The organism is Ignavibacteriales bacterium, from assembly GCA_026390795.1.
Lineage (GTDB): Bacteria > Bacteroidota > Ignavibacteria > Ignavibacteriales > Melioribacteraceae > Fen-1258.
The window spans coordinates 698452-714131 of sequence record JAPLFG010000003.1 but is presented as its reverse complement, the minus strand read 5'-3'; the positions used below and the strand labels follow the sequence as shown (position 1 = coordinate 714131).

Here is a 15680-nt window from a genome sequence, read left to right as displayed (position 1 = left end):
ATTTCTAATCTTATTATCGGAAAGTTTCTATAATTTTAGAGGGATTAAAATCAAATTCATTGGGAAAATATGGACATTAATGAAGTCAGAAATTTGTTTCCGCACTTACAGACCGATCAGATCTATTTCAATCATGCGGCGATAGGGCCGTGGTCATCTCTTGTCTTGAATCGCATAAATGAATATGCTCAGCAGCGGAGCGGTTCTAAGATTGAGAATTATCCATTCTTATTGAAATGGAACAGCGGTGCGAAAGAAAAACTTGGAAAGATTCTTGGAACAACGACGGACCGTCTTGCCTGGGTGGATAATGTTTCAAACGGATTGAATATTCTGGCTCAAGGATTGGATTTGAAAGAAGGCGATAGAATAATTTTGAACGACATTGAATTTCCTTCAAACATCTATCCCTTTTTAAATCTACAAAAACGAGGAATTGAAATTGATCTGATAAAATCGCGCAATGGAATTGTTGATATTGAAGATATTGAGAAGGTGATAACACCAAGGACAAAATTAGTTTCGATAAGCCTAGTTCAATTTCTTTCCGGTTACCGTGCGGATATCGATGCTATTGGTGAATTGTGTAGGCAGCGTGGAATTATATTTTGTGTTGATGCCATTCAAGGTGCCGGTGTGGTTCAAATAGATGTTAACAAATCTAAAATTGATTTTCTCTCCGGCGGAACGCAAAAATGGTTTATGAGCAGTCAAGGGTTGTCATATATCTTTCTAACTGAAGAATTACAAAACCGGATTGATCAAAAAAATGTCGGTTGGACTTCAGTTGATAATGCGTGGAATCTACTTGATTACGATCTCGCACTAAAATCAAGCGCGGACCGCTTTCAGAATGGAACTGTGAATGCCCTCGGTGTTGCAATATTTGATGCAATGCTGAATCTATTTCTAGATTTTGGAATGCAGAATGTCGAAAATAAAATATTAGTTAACACAAATTTCTTTATCGAAAAATTATCACAGATAGGAATAAAAACTATTCTAGAAAATGTAACTGAAAATAATAGAGCGGGAATTGTAACCTTCCGCCATGAAGATTCAAAAAGAATCTATGATGAATTAGAAAAGAGAAAAATATATTCGGCAGTCCGTGAAGGAATGATACGGTTTTCGCCGCATTTCTATAACACAAAAGATGAAATAGAAAATGTTGTTAATGAGTTAGGAAAAATTACTGGGGGTAGATAAAAAACTAGGGAGAAGAGCCAGACCCAGGTTGGGGGGAGACCTAAGCCCAGCCGCAACTCCCTAAACTTTATTGCTCTGGATTATAACTTAATTCAATTTTAATGTGAAAATCCGCACCGCTGAACATTGTATACTTAACTTCTCCGATGGTGCATTTGTAATCTTCACCAACCATATCACTTACAACTTTCGAAATAGAATTTTCTAAAGAACCAATACTCACTGCTTTTAATTTATTCTTCAAAAGCTTATCAACATCGATTGCTTTTTCTTGTTCCTTCGGCATTTGTATTTACCTTTTTGGTCTTTAGACGTCAACACTAATCAATTGTTCTATGCAAATATAACTATCCTCGTATAAATTTCAAGAGTTCATCGGTTTTTTTTTGCATTAATTTTTCATCTTTTTTTGATTCAACATTTAAACGAAGAAGCGGCTCAGTATTACTCATTCTGACGTTAAAACGCCAATTTGGAAATTCGATACTAACTCCATCTAATTCATCCAATATCCCATCCGAATATTTTTCTTTCAATTTCTGGATCATTAATGCCGGTTCCGGGATAGTTGAATTAATTTCCCCCGAACATGGGTAAGAACTAATCATTTCACCGACAAGATCGGAAAGCTTTGATTTCTCATTAGACATTAATTGAAGAATTAGTACAAATGGAATAAGTCCGCTGTCTGAATAAAAATTATCACGGAAATAATGATGTGCCGACATTTCTCCGCCATAGACTGAATTAACTTCTCTCATTTTTTGTTTTATGAATGCGTGTCCGCTCTTGGAGACTATCGCTTCGCCACCGGCTTTATTTACAACGTCAATCGTATTCCAAATGAGTCTTGGATCATGAACAATCTTGCCACCCGGGTTTAATTTTAAAATTGATTTGGCGAGCAAACCAACAATATAATATCCCTCAATAAAATTTCCACGTTCATCAAAAAAGAAGCAGCGGTCGTAATCGCCGTCCCATGCAACTCCAAGATCAGCGCCATATTTTTTAATTGCGTCAATAGTTGGCTGACGGTTTTCGGGGAGAAGGGGATTGGGTACACCGTTCGGGAAATTTGAATCCGGTTCATGAAAAACTTTTATCATTTCAATAGGTAAATATTTTTCCAGAGCATCTAGTGCCGGGCCCGCACAACCGTTACCCGCATTCACAACTACTTTATACGGTAGAATTTTCTTGGCGTCAAAAAATTGTGTTACTTTAGAAATAAATTCATTCATAATATTTTTTTGAATTACTTTCCCTTTTACAGCAGCCATCTCAACGAGTTCATTTTTAAGAACCATTTGTTCAATTACGTCCAAGCCGGATTCGTAGCCCATTGGCACCGAACCTTTTTTCACAAATTTCAACCCATTGTATTCAGGTGGATTATGGCTTGCAGTTATCATTACTCCGCCGTCAGCATTAAGGAATGGTGTACCGAAGTATATCATCTCTGTTCCGCACAAGCCAAGGTCCAGAACATCGCATCCTACATCATTTATTCCTTTAGATAAAGCGTCGGAAAGCTCCGGCGATGATTTTCTTACATCTCTGCCGATCACAATCGATTTAGCATTCAAATATTTTACAATTGTACGACCAATTTTATAGGCGAGGTCAATGTTCAAATCACCCGGCACTTTACCTCTTATATCATATGCTTTGAAAGATTGAATTTTTTCCATCGGATTCTCCAAAATTTCTTAAAATTTTTTATTGAACAAATTTAATCAAATCAAAAGGATTTACTAACCTTATAGGATTAATTTTTGCATCGAAATGAATCTATAGCTGGTTTATATTTGCAACGTTTTCTATGAGGAGGCTGTTATCGAAGCTATTTCTACGAGTCTGCACAAATTTACTTGTTGCAGCAATTCAAATTGTAATACGATTTTCCCAATCGAACTAAAGGATAAATACACAGATACTGATTTCCTTTGCAATGATTGCGTGAAGCGTTTATTTACAAATCATATAGTGCAATGCAGAAACTGCCATTCGATTGTAAATTTCTTTTCTCTTGAAGGATCTGAAGAACCGGTCGTTTTTTATACCCGCAAGTGCCATCTTTGTAATGGTACTTCTGAAGATGAAAGAAAAATACAACCATTTATGTATCCGGAGATTTTTATGTAATTAAGCTGACTGTATAATATCCACCCCAGAAAACCTTGCCGCAATTTCATGTTGGGAACTAATAAACCAGCATATACGTTACAACATTAAACGTCGCAACATTTATTCTAACTCGTACTAAATATAAACTAATATATAGGAGTTCCAAATGGCAAAACTTCGTTTTGCAGCAATTCTGTTGTTAATCAGTCTCATGACTATTAATGCACAAACAAAATGGACTGTAGATAAAGCTCATTCCAAAGTTCAGTTTACAGTTACTCATCTTGTAATATCGGAAGTTAGCGGTGAATTCAAATCATTTGATGCAAATATTGAATCATCCAAAGATGATTTTACAGATGCCAAGATTGATTTCTCGGCAGATGTTAACAGCATTAGTACCGATAATGATTCCCGCGATAAACATCTTAAATCGGATGATTTTTTTAATGCCGAAAAATTTCCGAAACTGACGTTCAAAGGAAAATCTTTTAAGAAAGTAAGTGGCAAGAATTACAAACTTGTTGGCGATCTTACAATCCGAGATGTAACTAAAGAAGTAACTCTTGATGTTGTTTATAACGGTTCGGTAAAAGATCCATATGGAAATATTAAAGCCGGATTTAAAATTAAAGGTGAAATTAACCGTTTCGATTATAATTTGAAATGGAATGCGCTCATCGAAGCCGGCGGTGCAGTTGTGGGTAAAACAGTTGAAATGACTGTTAATCTTGAGTTACAAAAATCGAAATGAAGCTCGAAAAAGAAATAAAACAGTCTAAGTTTCGGAATGAGTATCACAAACTTGCCGTAAATGTTATTTACACTTACGGCTGGTTAATGAATTCGCAATCCAAACTTTTTACTAAGTATAAAATAACAAGTAATCAATTCAATATTCTGCGTATACTTAGAGGGCAGTATCCAAATCCCGCAACAATTAATTTGCTGAAGGAAAGGATGCTCGATAAAATGTCAGACGCATCAAGACTTGTGGAACGTTTACGCATCAAAGGTTTCGTAAAGAGAAATCTTTCATTAGATGACCGGAGATGTGTAGATGTAATCATAACGGAAGATGGTTTAAAATTACTATTGGAGATGGATAAGTTAAATGAAAAATATGATTCACTTTTCAAAAACCTTTCTGTTTCGGAATCCAAAAAGCTGAACGAGCTATTAGATAAACTAAGAGGGTGAATTACACTAGAATTTGCTCTTTTTTATAAGGACGACTCAGGTCGTCCTTCCTTTTTTAAATCTTTTCTCACAAATCTTAATTTTAAAATGATTTTATGAGGAATATCTTCCTCTGTTTCGTCTAATCTCGGTCTCGGATGTCTTGGTTATCATTCCGAAGTGTTTTATTTTTGACGCAATTCAATATCACAATCAATAACAAAAGGTGTTGTATGAAAAGAGCATTATTCAAATCAATAATTTTTTCATTTTTATTTGTTTTCATCCTTCCGTTAAGTGCCCAATCTAACTTAGATACAGTCAAAGCACAAAAGTTTGATACGGGAAAAATGTGGACGTTTGAAGATTACCCTAACGCTTATATTAAATCAACGTACGGTTTTGATGCATCCGATGAATGGTTAAAAAAAGTAAGACTAGCCGCGCTAAGATTTGGTGGAGGATGTTCGGCTTCATTTGTATCCGAAGATGGATTGATTATGACAAACCATCATTGTGTTGATGGATTTCTTGAAAAATTGAGCAAAGATGGTGAAAACATACCGAAGAATGGTTTTTTCGCACCAACTTTAGCTGATGAAAGAAAAGCTCCGACTTATGTAGAACAACTTGTTCTTATTGAAGATGTAACTGCTCCAGTTATGGAAGCTTTTAATTCAGGTAAAACTGATGCGGAAAAAATTGAAAAAAGAAACAGCGCAATTAAAGAATTGGAAGCCAAATACAATAAAGACACAGGATTAAATTGTAAGGTTACTTCTCTTTATAACGGAAGTAAATTTTCCTTATATGGATATAAAACGTACAATGATATTCGTTTAGTTTACTCGAATGAAAGAGTAGTAGGTTTATATGGCGGCGATCCGGATAACTTTACTTATCCGCGATATGATGCAGATTTTGCTTTTCTCCGCGCTTATGATGAAAACGGCAAACCAATGAAGACAGAAAATTTTTACAAGTTCAGTCAAAACGGTGCACAAGAAAATGAACTTCTGTTTGTTGTCGGAAATCCTGGTTCAACACAGAGATTAAAAACAGTTGCACAGCTTGAATATTACAGAGATGTTACTTATAAAAACGGCACATTTCTTTTGAATCGTCTTTTTTCAATTTATGATGAAATGATTGCGGAAGAACCTGCTAAAGCAGATGAATACAGAGGACAGCAATTTTTCATTGGTAACAGTGCAAAAGTTTTCACCGGTGTTCTTGCCGGTTTAGAAGATCCACAATTTATGGCTCGTAAGAAAGATTTTGAGAAAAAGCTTAAAGATGCAGTTGCGGCTAGTCCGGAACTCACTAACAAATACGGTCATCTATGGGAAGGAATAGAACAAACGAGAAATGAAGCAAGAAAATTTGCGTTTGAAGCTGCCGCTTATAGTATCTCTCCTCGTACGGCTCCAGTTTATTTCTCTATTGCAAGAAAAGTAGTTGAACTGGCAAACAATCTTAAAAAACCGGAAGCTGAAAGAGCTCCCGATTACAAAGCCGATAAGTTAGACGCTACAATAAACGGTTTATTCCCGGAAAAAGTAAATGAAAGCATGAATAGCAAACTAACTGCTATGATGGCAGATTATTTTATTATGAATCTTGGCAACAATAACACATTAGTTAAAAAAATGTTCAATGGTTTGAGCGGAAAAGCAGCTGCCGATTATGCATTAAAGAACTCATCTCTCACATCAAAAGAAAATGTAATTGAACTGGCAAAAAAAGATGCAGACGCAATATTAAATTCTAACGATCCGTTCATTTATTATATACTTAATACACAAGACAAGGCAAAAGAATTTGCTGCTAAGTCAAAAGAAATTAGTGAAACAGAACAAGCGTTGGAAAGTCAATTGGGACAAGTATTATATGCTGTGTATGGAACATCAATTCCACCCGATGCAACATTTACACTACGTATAAGCGATGGTGTTATGAAAAGCTACAAATACAACGGAACAATCGCACCAACAATTACGACTTTCTACGGATTATATGACAGATATTATTCTCACAAGAAACAGTATCCTTGGGATCTACCTGCACGATGGACAAAACTGAATCCCGATTTCGATCTTAGTACTCCATATAATTTCATCAGTACAAATGATATCATTGGCGGAAATTCAGGCAGTGCTATTATCAACACGAAAGCAGAAGTAGTCGGTGCCGTATTTGATGGCAACATGGAAAGTTTGGCAGGCAATTTTATCTTTACAACTGAAGCAAACAGAAGTGTCTCAGTTGCATCACAGGGAATTCTTGAGATTCTTCAAGATTTACTTGGCGCACAAAGAGTTGCAGAAGAATTAAAAACGGGAAAAATACCCGATGAATTAAGAAAATAATTTTTATTGAAGCCCTCGAATTAGAGGGCTTTTTTTTAACAAAATTTAACAATTCACTCCGGCAACTTTATTGGTTGGCAGCGACAGCTATCTTATTTTTTGGATAGCATTCTAGCTATTCTACAATTAACGCACAGGTGGTTTATGAAAAATTTTTCAAATGTTAAGAGATATTTAACAATTTCTCTTTTACTGATAGTTGTTTTCTCATTTCAGTTCAATGCTCAGACAATCAATCAGGATACTGTAAAATCACAAAAACTTGATACCGGAAAGATGTGGACTTTTGAATTTCCTCCATTCGATTATTTAGAAAAAACATACGGATTCAAAGCAACACAGGAATGGTTTGATGATGTTCGTTTATCGGCATTGCGTATTCCCGGATGTACAGCTTCATTTGTTTCTGAAGACGGTTTGATAATGACGAATAATCATTGTTCACGCGGAACCAGAAGACAAGTCCAAAAAGATGGAGAAGATCTGGCAAGTACAGCCTTCTTTGCGCCGACTCTAGCAGATGAGAGAAAAGTTCCAAACTATACGGCCGAACAATTAGTTATGCTGAAAGATGTTACAAAAGAAGTATTGACTGCTTTAGAAAAAGGAAAAGATGAAAAAGAAAAGATCGATTTACGTAATACCAAAATGGAAGAATTGAAAAAACAATATGAAGCAGAAACAAAATTAAAATGTGACGTCGTTTCATATTACAATGGAAGTTTATTCTTTGTTCAAGGATTCAAAACTTATACCGATGTTCGTTTAGTATTTCAACCGGAAGAACAAATTGCTTCTTACGGCGGAGATCCTGATAATTTCACATATCCGCGTTACGATCTCGACTGTACATTCTTAAGAATTTATAGTGATGATGGCAAGCCGATTAAATCCGATCATTATTTCAAATGGAGTGCAAACGGTGCATCTGACGGTGAACTTGTTTTTACCGTTGGTAATCCCGGATCTACAAATAGATTAAGAACTGTGGCTCAGCTAGAATATTTAAGAGATATTACATACCGTAACAGCGCGTTTCTCTCTGATAATGTTTACAATCGTCTTGATCAATTAAAATCAGTTAATCCCAAAAATGCAGCCGCCTATGAAGCAATGCGCCTTGTATTTAGTAACGGTTGGAAAAATACTGTTAATACATACAAAGCTTTAAATGATCCATACTTGATAGCACGTAAAAAAGATTTCGAGAAGAAACTTCAAAAAGTAGTTTTTAGCAATCCGGAATTAACCAAACAATACGGACATGTTTGGAAGACAATCGAAACTACACGTGAAGAACTTAGAAAAGTTGAGCCAAAGTTAGCTGCCTTTGCACCAAACAGACAATATTCCTCCCGCTATATGATGATTGCAAATGAATTAGTTGCTTATGCAAAGTATCAAATGCTGCCGGAAGAAAAAAAGAAAGAATTAGCTGAAGAAGCTAATCAGCGAGCTGCGCGTTTTGGAGGTGCAAGAAGAGGCGGCAGTCTAACACCTGGATTTACTGATAATTTGTATCCTGATAATTTTGATAATCTGCTTGAAGAAGCAAAATTAGAGATTGACCTTGATTTTATTACAATGAATCTTGGCAAGAACGACGCAAATGTTACAAGATTTTATCAGGCAAAAGAAGGTAAAGATGCGGCTAAAGAATTGGTTGCTAAATCGCTCTTCACAAATAAAGCCGCTGTTCAAGAACTCTTCAAAAAAACTCCGGAAGAAATCTTAGCCTTAAATGATCCGTTTGTTCAGTACTACGCAAAAGTTTACGATAAGATTGAACCGTTGAGAATTGAGCAAAGAGAAATTATGGACACAGAAAACATCGCATTTGGATTGTTGGGACAAATTCTCTATAAAACTTACGGAACATCGGTTACACCTGATGCAAACAGAACTTTAAGATTGAGCGATGGTGTTTTGAAAGGGAATGAATACAACGGAACAATCGCCCCAATCAAAACAACATTTTTCGGAATGTACGATCGATTTTACGGATTCGAAGGAAAATATCCTTTCAATCTTCCTGAAAGATGGAAGAATATTCCAAAGGATTTGGATTTGAAGACTCCCGTTAATTTCATTGCAACAAATGATATAGTTGGTGGAAACTCGGGAAGCGCCGTTATTAATAAGAACGCAGAAGTAATCGGTCTTGCCTTTGACGGTAATATCGAAAGTCTTCAAGGTAATTTCATCTATTTACCTTCATATAACAGAACAGTAGGCGTTGATTCGAAAGGTATGTATGAAGCAATTAAAAACGTTTACAAGTTTGATCGTCTTGCAGATGAATTAAAAGATGGTAAGATGAAATAAAGGTAAAGAATGAAAATCTAAAGTTATAACATAAAAGGGTCGAATTTTATTCGGCCCTTTTTTATCTTCATTTGAAACTTTTATTCCCTAATTTATGGTTAATGAAGAATGGGGAAAACAAAAAACGAAAGGGAATGCATGCATTCCAGTCAAAATCAATTTTCGCCATGTAACAAGAAATGTATTATGGATCCGGTAACGCATTATTGTAGAGGATGCCTACGCACCATAGATGAGATAATCCAATGGACTCAATACTCACAGCAGGAACGAGATCAAATTATACAGCAAGCTGAGATCAGAAAATTATCCTTTAGGAAAAATAGACTACATTCTTGATGAATTATTTTGCGCACGGATATATTCAAATCTATACAGGAAACGGAAAAGGCAAAACAACCGCCGCAATCGGTTTAGCGGTGCGGGCTGCCGGTGCCGGTCTTAAATCTTACATCATCCAATTCATGAAAGATTTTCCTTACAACGAATCGATTAGTCTGAAAAAATTAAGCGAATGGATAACAATTGAAAAAGTTGGAAAGGATGATTATGTATTTAGAAAAGAACTGCCGCCGCAAGAAGAAATAGACAAAGCCAAGCTTGCCCTCCAAACTGCAAAAGAAAAAATGCTTAGCAACAATTATAACTTGATCATACTTGATGAAATTTGTGTTGCAATTTATTTCGGGCTATTTACTGCGGATAATGTTTTGGCATTTTTAGATTCAAAACCGGAAAATGTTGAATTGATTCTGACCGGGAGATATTGTCCGCAAGTTCTTATTGACCGTGCAGATCTTGTAACAGAAATGAATGAGGTAAAACATTACTATCAAAAGGGAATTTTATCACGTAAAGGAATTGATTCTTAAAACATGTGACAAAAGCTAACGGCTAATTGCTATCTTCTTTCTTTCATACGCAAAATCTACAATCATCTTTAAAGTTTTTTTGTAAGAATATCCCGCATTTTTGGCAGACCGCATAAATCCCGCTCCTTCGGTTAAATCCGGATTCGGATTAACCTCGAGCACATAAAGTTTATTATCATCTTTCGAAAGACGCATATCAACTCGTGAGTAATCGCGGGTTCCAACGGCGCGGACGCATTGCAGAGCCATCCTTTCAGCTTCTTCCCGTATTTCATCTGGTAAAATAGCCGGGCAAATTGGAATTGTTTTATGATATGCTTCATGCATTGGGTCCCACTTTGCCTGAAAACTTACTATGGGATGCAAATTTTCCGGCATTCGTGAAAAATCAATCTCACTGATTGGTAATACAGATGGATTTTTATCACCGAAGACTGAAACATTTAATTCTCTGCCAACAATAAACTCTTCAACAAGAGCGGGCTGTTTGAAAGAATTAAAAACATATTCAATTCGTTTCTTCAATTCATCAACGTTATTTACAATTGAATCATTCTCAATGCCGACACTTGCGTCTTCCCACGCAGGCTTTACAATTAGAGGATAACGCAGTCCAAGCCGGAATGACCGGTCCATGTTTTTAATTATTTTATATCGCGGAGTACGGATTCCCAGAGTGCCAAGAATTCTTTTTGTTAAAGTTTTATTTTGACATGTGCCCAGAGCCATTGGCGGAGCCCCGGTGTATGTTACATTTAGCAATTCTAAGATTCCGGTAAAACTCATCTCAAGACGCGGTTGGTCCTTAAATATTTCTACCAAATTGAAAACAACATCCGGTTTATTTTTTTCTAAATCTTTTATAAGAAGTTGCAGGCTATCCATTATATTTAATGTATATGCATCATAACCGACTTTTTGCAAGGATTTAGCCATATCTTCATATTCGGAGATGGGATTCAAACTTTCCAACCCAAAAACGGGCTTAAAGTCAAGGTCCTTGGCTCTTCCTTTCGTCTTCTGGTACAAGTCCGGGTTTACTTCGTTGTATACTATAGCTACTTTCATTATAAGGATATTTTTTTTTAGAAAGTTAGACAATTTTGTTTTGCATATCAAAAGTTTTGTTATTTTTGTCTCTGAACATGAAGGATAAATATTTCAGAAAATGAGTTTCTACCCACAACCTAACAAATACCAATGCGGTCCATTCGCTTTAAAATATGCTCTGGTAATGCTTGGTATTTTTAAAGATGAAGATCAAATTGGAACAATTGCCGGCAGCACCTGGTGGTCCGGCACCGATGAGATTGGACTTTCAAGAGCAGCACGAAGATTCAGCTGCAAACTAAAACATTTTCAATCAAGTAATCCCGACGATGCTCGCAGAATGCTGATTGGTGAACTTAAGAAAGGACACCCTTGCATTTTAAGTGTAAAAAATTGGGAACATTGGTGCACGGTTGTAACTTACCAGCAGGGAAAATTTGTTGTTATCGACAGCGAACTTGATAAAGTTGTTTCTATTCAAACTGCCGGGCAGCTTGCAAGAAGGTGGAAATATGTTGAGAAGGGAACCGGTATAAAAAGTTTCGACGGATATGCACTTCTTCCAAAATCTAAAGTTCAAACCCGCGCAAAATTTACTTTAGATAATGCGAAAGAAGTGATGTATGATAAAAATGAAGACATAGCTAAAAAGTGGGATCAATACACAAACGATTTAATAAACATTTGTAAACCGCGTACAAAGTTGAGTTATAATATCATTACATTTTCAGAATTCCTCCGGCGTAATGAAGAAAATCTAGTTAAACGCGTTGCCAATTGGCATGGTGAACCAACCTATTCCGAATTAAAAAAAATATTGGCCAATATGAAATTTATTGCCGAAGTGTATGATCTGGTTGTTCACGAAGATGATGAAAAGCGCGCCGCAATAGATCTTGCTTCTATTCTAATGATGTATTCATGCGGAAAATATGGAATGAACCCGATTTACTAATTGATAATTTAGAATTGCAGATTGAATGTCATGATGGGAAGAAGTCAATATATTTTGCATAGAGAAAGCTCGGCATTACTTGTAATTGATATGCAGGAAAAAATTCTTCCTGTTATTTTAGAGTCTGAACGAGTTGTGGAAAATACTTTGAAACTTATTAACGGTTTTAAAATTTTATCTGTACCAATCTACTTCACGGAACAATATCCAAAAGGACTTGGACCGACCGAATCGAAGATCAAAACCGCACTTGATAATACAGAAGCAATTCATAAAATGACATTTAGCTGCAGCGGTGCCGGCGATTTGTTCGAAGAGTTAAAAGGAAAAAGAATTAAACAAATTGTTGTATGCGGAATTGAATCGCATGTTTGCGTTATACAAACAGTATTGGACTTACTTTCGGAAGGATTTCAAGTTCACGTTGCCGCAGATGCAGTTTCTTCCCGTAGAAAATTTGATTACGAGATTGCGATTCGACGCATGGAAAGTAACGGTGCAGAAATTACTTTGACCGAATCTGTGTTGTTTGAATTACTTAATATTTGCGGTACTGATGAGTTTAAGGCAATATCAAAGCTGGTTAAGTAGTCCCTCAATCACTTCAATTGATTATTTGTTTTTTAGGATATTCAAATAAAAAGATTTTTCCGCAATGTCTTTCGGCTTGATCCCACTGCGCAACTCCAAGTTCCAATCCAACAATCGAACATGTCGGCATATCGGGAATATATTTATCGCCTAATAAATTTGTGAAAGAAGTAAAACCCGGATTGTGACCGAAGATGATTACTGTATTATTCATGTCGTCAATTTCACGAACTAGAGTTATTAATTCTTTTATTCCGGCTTCGTAAATCCTTTCATCAGTTGTTATCGTATTAAGATCATACTCTAGTATTTCTGCAAATATTATTGCGGTTGAGAGTGCGCGGTTAGCCGGACTGCTTATTATTAAATCGGGTTCGACACTTTTCATTTTTAGTATGTCCGCCATCAAAGGTGCATCGTGTTTGCCTCGCTTATTTAGCGGGCGGTCAAAATCGGTTTGGTCTTGGTCATCCCAGCTTGATTTAGCATGACGAATTAGATAAAGTGTTTTCATAAAGTAAGCAGTTTTCAGACGGCGGTTTGAAAAAAATTATCTGGATTGATTAATTATTTGATCAAGTTGCTCTTGAAGAATTTTTAAATTTATTTCTTTCTGTGCGGAAAAATTCTTGAGAGCATATTCGGTGAAAAAATGATGTCGCGTTATAAAATCAATTGTCTTTGTTATCCATTCATACTCTGATAGTTTACGGTTTATCTGATTTTCATACTCTATTCTGAATAAATCATTCCGCTCGAAAAATACTTTTCTGCCTATGTGATTAAGATCCGAGTCGCAAATTATTTTTTCCAATTTATTCTTAGGTTTTTGAGGAACCTTAGTCGCAATAATAGAGCCAATGACTGCTTCAATCCGGTCAGCGGGATAATTTTCTTCGGATAAAAAATTACTGGCATACATGGCGCTAATCTCTTCATGACCTTCCGATTTATCTATGTACCCAATATCATGAAACCATGCAGAGATTTGAACGATTTCCATTTCGTCCGGAGTTAGGTTTTCGCCTATACCGATCTCGATACTTGAATTAACTACATCTTGAGTATGAGCAACACTGTGATATCTATTTTGAATTGGAGTTCTCTCGGTAAGAATGAAAAGAACATAGTCTTCGACTTTTTGAAGGTGTGATTTGTGCATCAAATATATCATTATCTAAAATTTCAAAAGGAATTTAAGAAAATAAAATAAAGAGACGAACGAAATTATAATTTTATCATAAGTATGTGATCTGGGATAAATATCAAAAATTGAAAAAATCTATTATTGTGTGTAAATAGGGCTCCGTATTTTTAGTTCTGAAATTAATATAGGTGGTGTTTGAATAAAATAAAAAAAGACGAGCAAATAGGGAGTGAGAATCAACCCTATTTTAAATTATTCCGTCCGGAAATATTCGATCTGATCCCGAAAACAACAAAGCGTCTTTTGGATATCGGATGTGCAGAAGGAGTTCTGGCTAATGAAGCGAGGAAAAAATATGACCTCGAAATTGCGGTTGGAATAGAACTAAATGAAAATGCTGCAAAAGTTGCTAGGACTAAATTAGACAAGGTTTTAGTCGGCGATATCGAAAATATGAATCTTGATTTTTCCGAAAGATATTTTGATTGCATTATCTGTGCAGATATACTGGAACATCTAAAAGATCCGTGGAAAGTGCTTTCATACTTGAAAAATATTCTGGATAATGATGGAACGGTTATTATTAGTTTACCTAATCTAAGGCATATTGTTCCGGTTCTAAAAATAATTTTTAACCGTTTTGAATATACCGATTCGGGAATATTGGACAGAACACATTTAAGATTTTTTACTCTTCACACAATGAAAAAAATGATTGACGAATGCGGGTTTAGAATTGAAAGCATCAACTCAAATAAAAGCATCAGTTATAAATTCAGATTAATCAACTTCCTTTCGTTTGGATTGTTCACACCTTTTTCAATATATCAATATATTTTCTTACTGAAAAAGAAAGAGAAATGATTTTATTTCAAAAGTTTTCTCTTCTTAATGTTCTGTCCTAAAACATTTTCATAATAAATAATAAGAATGGGTTTTCGAATTAGAATTGATTTGTAATTGTATTAAATTTGTGACACTTAATTCGCAAAACATTATGAGGAAATGATGGAATCATTAAAAGGTAAAACTGTTTTTATTACAGGCACAACATCCGGAATAGGAAAATCATCAGCATATGCATTTGCCGGGCAAGGGGCTAATCTTGTTATTTGTGCCCGAAGAATAAATCTACTCAACGAAATTGCCGAAGATATTAGACAAAAAACGGGCGTAAAAGTTTATGCTTTCGCATTAGATATAAGTAAACGTGTTGATGTGATAAATGCAGTTGCAGCTTTACCGGAAGAATTTAAGAATATAGATATTCTCATCAATAATGCAGGTCTTGGGCGTGGTCTAAATAAATTTTATGAAGATAATCCTGAAGGCTGGGATGAAGTTATAGACACCAATGTAAAAGGTCTGTTAAATGTTACATTTGTTATTCTTAATGGCATGATTGAAAGGAAGGGCGGACATATTATAAATATAGGCTCAATTGCCGGAAGAGAAGCGTATCCTAAAGGAGCTGTTTACTGTGCATCTAAACATGCTGTGGATGCAATTACACGTTCAATAAGAATGGATACAATTGATAAAAATATTTTGGTTAGTACAATTGATGCGGGATTGGTTGAAACCGGTTTTAGCAAAGTCCGGTTCTACGGCGACGAGGAGAAAGCTAAAGGTGTTTACAAAGGTTTAACACCGCTGACAGGCGATGATGTTGCAGATGCTATTATATTTTGTGCTTCACGACCGCCGCATGTAAATATAGCCGAAATTACTCTTCTTGCCGCAAGACAAGCATCGGCAACTCTCTCATATAGAGACTAGACGGCTAAATAATCTGTACTGAATTTGCGGATTTATTTTAGAAGAAATCGAATTTTTGAATAGAGATTTCGTTT

16 protein-coding genes are annotated in these 15680 nt (G+C 35.7%); 10 read left to right on the top strand and 6 right to left on the bottom strand.

Features of this window, described 5'->3' with window-relative positions; translation table 11 throughout:
* The first annotated feature begins 69 nt into the window (after window positions 1–69).
* Window positions 70–1209, top strand: a complete 1140-nt coding sequence (locus tag NTX65_06735) for an aminotransferase class V-fold PLP-dependent enzyme (protein MCX6169014.1) — start codon at window positions 70–72, stop codon at window positions 1207–1209.
* Between the two features lie 67 nt (window positions 1210–1276).
* Here the strand turns inward: NTX65_06735 and NTX65_06730 are convergent, their stop codons facing one another.
* The 3 genes from NTX65_06730 to NTX65_06720 all read right to left on the bottom strand — a co-directional run bounded on the left by NTX65_06730 (window position 1277) and on the right by NTX65_06720 (window position 3331).
* Complete coding sequence (locus NTX65_06730) at window positions 1277–1495, bottom strand: hypothetical protein (protein MCX6169013.1); 219 nt, start codon at window positions 1493–1495, stop codon at window positions 1277–1279.
* A 61-nt stretch (window positions 1496–1556) separates the two neighbouring features.
* Window positions 1557–2903 (bottom strand): phosphomannomutase/phosphoglucomutase, encoded by a 1347-nt coding sequence (locus NTX65_06725; protein MCX6169012.1) that lies wholly within the window; start codon window positions 2901–2903, stop codon window positions 1557–1559.
* Between the two features lie 281 nt (window positions 2904–3184).
* The gene (locus tag NTX65_06720) at window positions 3185–3331 is read right to left on the bottom strand and encodes a hypothetical protein (protein MCX6169011.1); all 147 of its coding nucleotides are present in this window, start codon (window positions 3329–3331) and stop codon (window positions 3185–3187) included.
* A 174-nt stretch (window positions 3332–3505) separates the two neighbouring features.
* On the opposite strand from NTX65_06720, the gene NTX65_06715 reads away from it, so the two are divergent.
* From NTX65_06715 to cobO, 5 genes are all read left to right on the top strand, one after another.
* Window positions 3506–4093, top strand: a complete 588-nt coding sequence (locus NTX65_06715) for a YceI family protein (GenBank protein ID MCX6169010.1) — start codon at window positions 3506–3508, stop codon at window positions 4091–4093.
* Entirely contained in the window at window positions 4090–4539 is a 450-nt protein-coding gene (locus tag NTX65_06710) for a MarR family transcriptional regulator (protein ID MCX6169009.1), read from the top strand. The genes NTX65_06715 and NTX65_06710 overlap by 4 nt, the downstream gene beginning before the upstream one ends.
* Window positions 4540–4751: 212 nt before the next feature.
* A complete protein-coding gene (locus tag NTX65_06705; protein MCX6169008.1) occupies window positions 4752–6887 on the top strand; it encodes a S46 family peptidase in 2136 nt (711 codons plus the stop codon).
* Between the two features lie 144 nt (window positions 6888–7031).
* Window positions 7032–9212: a S46 family peptidase gene (locus NTX65_06700; protein MCX6169007.1), complete on the top strand. Its 2181-nt coding sequence runs from the start codon at window positions 7032–7034 to the stop codon at window positions 9210–9212.
* Window positions 9213–9550: 338 nt separating this feature from the next.
* Window positions 9551–10084 (top strand): cob(I)yrinic acid a,c-diamide adenosyltransferase, encoded by a 534-nt coding sequence (gene cobO, locus NTX65_06695; protein ID MCX6169006.1) that lies wholly within the window; start codon window positions 9551–9553, stop codon window positions 10082–10084.
* A gap of 15 nt (window positions 10085–10099) precedes the next feature.
* On the opposite strand, the gene NTX65_06690 is transcribed toward cobO, so the two are convergent.
* Window positions 10100–11152 carry an ATP-grasp domain-containing protein gene (locus NTX65_06690; GenBank protein ID MCX6169005.1) on the bottom strand — a complete coding sequence of 351 codons (1053 nt, stop codon included), beginning with the start codon at window positions 11150–11152 and terminating at the stop codon, window positions 10100–10102.
* Window positions 11153–11252: 100 nt separating this feature from the next.
* Here NTX65_06690 and NTX65_06685 point away from each other — a divergent pair, with 100 nt between their 5' ends.
* Both NTX65_06685 and NTX65_06680 read left to right on the top strand, forming a co-directional pair.
* Entirely contained in the window at window positions 11253–12089 is an 837-nt protein-coding gene (locus NTX65_06685) for a hypothetical protein (protein ID MCX6169004.1), read from the top strand.
* Window positions 12090–12122: 33 nt separating this feature from the next.
* Window positions 12123–12680 (top strand): hydrolase, encoded by a 558-nt coding sequence (locus NTX65_06680; GenBank protein ID MCX6169003.1) that lies wholly within the window; start codon window positions 12123–12125, stop codon window positions 12678–12680.
* A gap of 13 nt (window positions 12681–12693) precedes the next feature.
* Here NTX65_06680 and NTX65_06675 read toward each other — a convergent pair whose 3' ends face one another.
* Together NTX65_06675 and NTX65_06670 are read right to left on the bottom strand one after the other, a co-directional pair.
* Window positions 12694–13194, bottom strand: a complete 501-nt coding sequence (locus tag NTX65_06675) for a histidine phosphatase family protein (protein MCX6169002.1) — start codon at window positions 13192–13194, stop codon at window positions 12694–12696.
* 36 nt (window positions 13195–13230) lie between these two features.
* Window positions 13231–13842 (bottom strand): hypothetical protein, encoded by a 612-nt coding sequence (locus NTX65_06670; protein MCX6169001.1) that lies wholly within the window; start codon window positions 13840–13842, stop codon window positions 13231–13233.
* A 180-nt stretch (window positions 13843–14022) separates the two neighbouring features.
* On the opposite strand from NTX65_06670, the gene NTX65_06665 reads away from it, so the two are divergent.
* Both NTX65_06665 and NTX65_06660 read left to right on the top strand, forming a co-directional pair.
* Window positions 14023–14691 carry a class I SAM-dependent methyltransferase gene (locus NTX65_06665; GenBank protein ID MCX6169000.1) on the top strand — a complete coding sequence of 223 codons (669 nt, stop codon included), beginning with the start codon at window positions 14023–14025 and terminating at the stop codon, window positions 14689–14691.
* 144 nt (window positions 14692–14835) lie between these two features.
* Window positions 14836–15606, top strand: coding sequence for an SDR family NAD(P)-dependent oxidoreductase (locus NTX65_06660; GenBank protein MCX6168999.1), 771 nt, complete (start codon window positions 14836–14838; stop codon window positions 15604–15606).
* Window positions 15607–15680 lie beyond the last annotated feature (74 nt).

Bases quoted from the DNA above. Each gene is read 5' to 3' on its own strand.
- NTX65_06735 (MCX6169014.1), top strand. From the start codon at position 70: ATGGACATTAATGAAGTCAGAAATTTGTTTCCGCACTTACAGACCGAT.
- NTX65_06730 (MCX6169013.1), bottom strand. From the start codon at position 1,495: ATGCCGAAGGAACAAGAAAAAGCAATCGATGTTGATAAGCTTTTGAAG.
- NTX65_06725 (MCX6169012.1), bottom strand. From the start codon at position 2,903: ATGGAAAAAATTCAATCTTTCAAAGCATATGATATAAGAGGTAAAGTG.
- NTX65_06720 (MCX6169011.1), bottom strand. From the start codon at position 3,331: ATGGTTGTATTTTTCTTTCATCTTCAGAAGTACCATTACAAAGATGGC.
- NTX65_06715 (MCX6169010.1), top strand. From the start codon at position 3,506: ATGGCAAAACTTCGTTTTGCAGCAATTCTGTTGTTAATCAGTCTCATG.
- NTX65_06710 (MCX6169009.1), top strand. From the start codon at position 4,090: ATGAAGCTCGAAAAAGAAATAAAACAGTCTAAGTTTCGGAATGAGTAT.
- NTX65_06705 (MCX6169008.1), top strand. From the start codon at position 4,752: ATGAAAAGAGCATTATTCAAATCAATAATTTTTTCATTTTTATTTGTT.
- NTX65_06700 (MCX6169007.1), top strand. From the start codon at position 7,032: ATGAAAAATTTTTCAAATGTTAAGAGATATTTAACAATTTCTCTTTTA.
- cobO (MCX6169006.1), top strand. From the start codon at position 9,551: ATGAATTATTTTGCGCACGGATATATTCAAATCTATACAGGAAACGGA.
- NTX65_06690 (MCX6169005.1), bottom strand. From the start codon at position 11,152: ATGAAAGTAGCTATAGTATACAACGAAGTAAACCCGGACTTGTACCAG.
- NTX65_06685 (MCX6169004.1), top strand. From the start codon at position 11,253: ATGAGTTTCTACCCACAACCTAACAAATACCAATGCGGTCCATTCGCT.
- NTX65_06680 (MCX6169003.1), top strand. From the start codon at position 12,123: ATGGGAAGAAGTCAATATATTTTGCATAGAGAAAGCTCGGCATTACTT.
- NTX65_06675 (MCX6169002.1), bottom strand. From the start codon at position 13,194: ATGAAAACACTTTATCTAATTCGTCATGCTAAATCAAGCTGGGATGAC.
- NTX65_06670 (MCX6169001.1), bottom strand. From the start codon at position 13,842: ATGCACAAATCACACCTTCAAAAAGTCGAAGACTATGTTCTTTTCATT.
- NTX65_06660 (MCX6168999.1), top strand. From the start codon at position 14,836: ATGGAATCATTAAAAGGTAAAACTGTTTTTATTACAGGCACAACATCC.